This window comes from Actinomyces sp. ICM58 (assembly GCF_000283035.1).
Taxonomy (GTDB): domain Bacteria; phylum Actinomycetota; class Actinomycetes; order Actinomycetales; family Actinomycetaceae; genus Pauljensenia.
This window is the reverse complement of the sequence record NZ_ALIY01000065.1, coordinates 1-3,557: the sequence shown is the minus strand read 5'-3', so window position 1 is coordinate 3,557 and position 3,557 is coordinate 1. Positions and strand designations below refer to the sequence as shown.

Below are 3,557 nucleotides of genomic sequence, written 5' to 3'. Positions count from 1 at the left end.
CGCCCGCGACCCCCAGATGCGCGAACGCCGCCGCGCCATCATCACCGCCCCCGCCTCCGTGCGCAGCGTCGGCGAGGCCGTCATGGCCGCCGACCGCCTCCTCGAGACCGCGAAAGCCCAAGCCGACGCCCAGGTCAGCGAGCGCAACGCCCGCGAAAAGGCCGAGCTGCTGCGCCAGCTCGGGATGGAGGAAGGAGAGAGCGCCACCAAGGCCTCGCGCACGATGATCCGCCAGCTCGAGGAAGATCAGAAGCGCCGCTCCAAGCGCGCCCTCACCGACGCGATCGACCGCGCCCTCATCGACCTGCTCGCGATCTACCGCGACGTCCTCATGGTCCAGGTGGGCGGGGACGGCGAGCTCATCAACACGGACCTGTCCGATCTGGTGCACGAGATTGCGCAGGATTCCACGCCTCGCCAGACCCTCGCGCGCGTCGACCACATCGAGACGGCGCGCCGGCGCCTCATCGCCAACGGCAACCCCCTCCTCGTCCTCGAAGACATGGCGATCTCCCTGCGCCCACAGGCCTGAAAACTGACCCGGCGATTCAGCGTATACAATCGGGGCCATGAAGACACGCTCCTTCGCGGTCGCAGCCGTCGCGATCCTCGCCGTCGTCGCGATCGTCCTGACCGTCGTCGGCTACTACGGGACCCAGCCCAGGGGACCCGTCCCCACGACCACAGCCACGGCCTCGTCCGCGCCGATCCCCGTCCAATCCGGGTCCACCCAGCCGTACTACGAGCAGGCCATCACGTGGGGCGTGTGCACCGAAGGCACCTTCGAACAATTCGAAGGCATTGACTCCTCCGACGCCAGCGAATACCAGTGCGCCTTCCTCAAAGCGCCCCTCGACTGGTCGAACCCCGACGGCGACCAAATCTCCCTCGCCCTGGCCATCCACCGCTCCGGGCAGAAAGACGCCCCCGTCCTCTTCGTCAACCCCGGCGGCCCCGGCGGCACTGTCGTCTCCGCGCTGCCCTACTACGCCGCCCTCGGACTGGGTGAATCCGTCGTCAAGGCCTACGACATCGTCGCCCTCGACCCGCGCGGCGTCGGCGCCTCCACCCCCGTCTTCTGCATGACGGACCAGGAACGCGACCAACGCAACGCCGGCGAAGACACCGACACCGCCGACGACAACCCGCAATCCGCGATCGCCGAGGTCAAGGAAGACTCCCGCTCCCTCGCCGACGGATGCCGCTCCCATTCCGGCAGCCTCTTCGAACACATCGACACCGCCAGCGCCGCGCGCGACTTCGACATGGTGCGCGCGGTGCTCGGCCAGGAGACCCTCAACCTCCTCGGCTACTCCTACGGCACCTTCCTCGGCGCCACCTACGCCGGCCTCTTCCCCGAGCGCGTCGGCCGCTTCGTCCTCGACGGCGCCCTGGACCCCTCGCTCAGCGTCGACGAAATCTCCGCGCTCCAAATGCGCGGACTCGACGCCTCTCTCCAACAGTGGATCAGCGACTGCGCCACCCAGGCCTCGTGCCCCATGGGACACAGCCGGGAAGAGGGCATCGCCACCGTCCGCTCCTTCCTGGAATCCCTCGAGAAGAACCCGCTGACAACCAACGACCCGAATCGCCCCCTGACCGAAGGGCTCGCCGTCACCGCCATGACGGGGTCCATGTACAACACGACGCGCTGGCCCCAGCTCACCCAGGCGTTCGCCGCCGCGTGGCAGAAGGGCGACGGCACCGCGATGCTTGCGATCGCCGACCTGATGAACTCGCGCAACCCCGACGGCACCTACGCGGACAACTCCGCCGACGCCATCAACGCGATCAACAACCTGGACTACGAGCCCGAAGGCAGCTCCGAGCAGTGGGTCAGCCAGGCCGCCGCCCTCAAGAGCGAACTGTCGATCCTCGGCCGATACGTCGGCTACCCCTCCGCGGCGCTGTCCGCCTGGCCCACCCGCCACGCCGACCGCCACCCCATCACCGCGCAGGGCGCCGCCCCCATCGTCGTGATCGGCACGACCCACGACCCGGCCACCCCCTACACGATGGCGCAGGGCCTGTCCGGCCAGCTCGCCTCTGGTGTGCTCGTCTCCGTCGAAGGCTGGAGTCACACCGCCTACCGGCGCGGCGCCAACCAGTGCGTAGTCAACGCCGTCGAAGACTACCTGGTCAAGGGCACCGTCCCGACCGACGGCCTCATGTGCAAGTAGGCAGTGACCCACGACATTCCGTCGGCGGCCGTCCTGGTTTGCGCTGTCGGCGCTCCTTCCAGTAGAGTTGTGCCGTTGCCTGCGCGCCCCGGAGACGGAACGACAGGCGCGGCCGCCTTAGCTCAGTCGGCAGAGCGATTCACTCGTAATGAATAGGTCGTGGGTTCGATTCCCACAGGCGGCTCAGAAGCGTCCACCCCTACAGGGGTGGACGTTTTCGTCTATGTACGAGGCCTGGGCTGAGTGTGGGGGTGAGAGGGCGCAACGTGGTGGCGTGGCGCGTTTTCGGCTTTCTGGCGTGGGATAGTGGTGGCTTGGGTGTGTGGTGGGCCGTCTCGTGAGGTTTCTGAACGCGGGATTGGCGTTGGGTGTCAGCCAGGCGCTCTCGGTGAGGCTCCATGAGTGGTTGCCCAACAATGTCGCACGTAATTCCCTTTTGACTATTTCAACATTTGAATTCATGTCGTTGGAATTGCAACGATTTCAGGGGCTCTCAAAAACTGACCGAGGGAAATTACGTGCGACTTGTGTAGTGGGTAGGTTCGCTTCCTCTGCTGACTGTCGACTCCTCGGCCTGGCAGTGCCATTGTGTGATGCCTGCCCTCAGGGGTGGCTCTGGGCTCGTGGAAGTCGAAAGTGTGAGGTGACCATGGCCTCGTCGTAGGTTGGTAAGGCAATCCTTGCTCGTAGGGCGAAGGTCCTTATGTCGTAATAACGCCCAAAAACGCGACTCTATTCCGATGCTTGACACAATCGTGAAACATTTGACTAAAGGGTGGTTAGCACTAGCAATCGCGGGACCAAAGGACCAAGATAGAAGGGTCTTCAGGGCGATGCCTCACGAGGGCGGACCCCGTTTCCGAACACACAAGCAGAGGAGATTCATCATGACCGTTGAGTCCACCGGTTTCAAGGCTTCCGACGTTCTCGCAGGCAACCTGCAGAAGGTCCTGACCGACGTCACGGCGCTGTCCCTCGTGGGCAAGCAGCTGCACTGGAACATCACCGGAGAGGGCTTCCGCTCGCTCCACCTCTACCTGGACGATGTCGTTGACATCGCCCGCGAGGCCTCCGACGAGATCGCCGAGCGCATGCGCGCCCTCCAGGTCGTCCCCAACGGCCTGCCCGAGGTCGTCGCCCAGCGCAACACCCTCCCGACCGTCCCCGAGACGCTCGTCAAGACCGATGACGCCGAGGAGCTCGCCGTCGCCGCCATCAACGCGACCGTCGGCACCATGCGCGATGTTCACGAGAAGGTCGACGCCGAGGACTCCGCCTCCGCCGACATCCTCAACGACTACATCCGCCGCCTCGAGCAGCAGGCGTGGTTCATCCGCTCGCAGAACGGCCAGGCCTGAGCCGACAACCTCCGCCAGG

General features: G+C 65.6%; 2 protein-coding genes, 1 tRNA gene and 1 pseudogene. All 4 read left to right on the top strand.

The window, feature by feature from the left end; translation table 11 throughout:
- Positions 1-532 (top strand): annotated as a pseudogene (locus HMPREF1138_RS03355) (DNA polymerase III subunit delta'); the annotation flags it as partial.
- A 37-nt stretch (positions 533-569) separates the two neighbouring features.
- Positions 570-2,180 carry an alpha/beta hydrolase gene (locus HMPREF1138_RS03350; RefSeq protein WP_009056529.1) on the top strand — a complete coding sequence of 537 codons (1,611 nt, stop codon included), beginning with the start codon at positions 570-572 and terminating at the stop codon, positions 2,178-2,180.
- A gap of 111 nt (positions 2,181-2,291) precedes the next feature.
- Positions 2,292-2,364, top strand: a tRNA-Thr gene (locus HMPREF1138_RS03345).
- A gap of 703 nt (positions 2,365-3,067) precedes the next feature.
- Entirely contained in the window at positions 3,068-3,538 is a 471-nt protein-coding gene (locus tag HMPREF1138_RS03340; protein ID WP_009056527.1) for a Dps family protein, read from the top strand.
- The last annotated feature ends 19 nt before the right edge of the window (positions 3,539-3,557 follow it).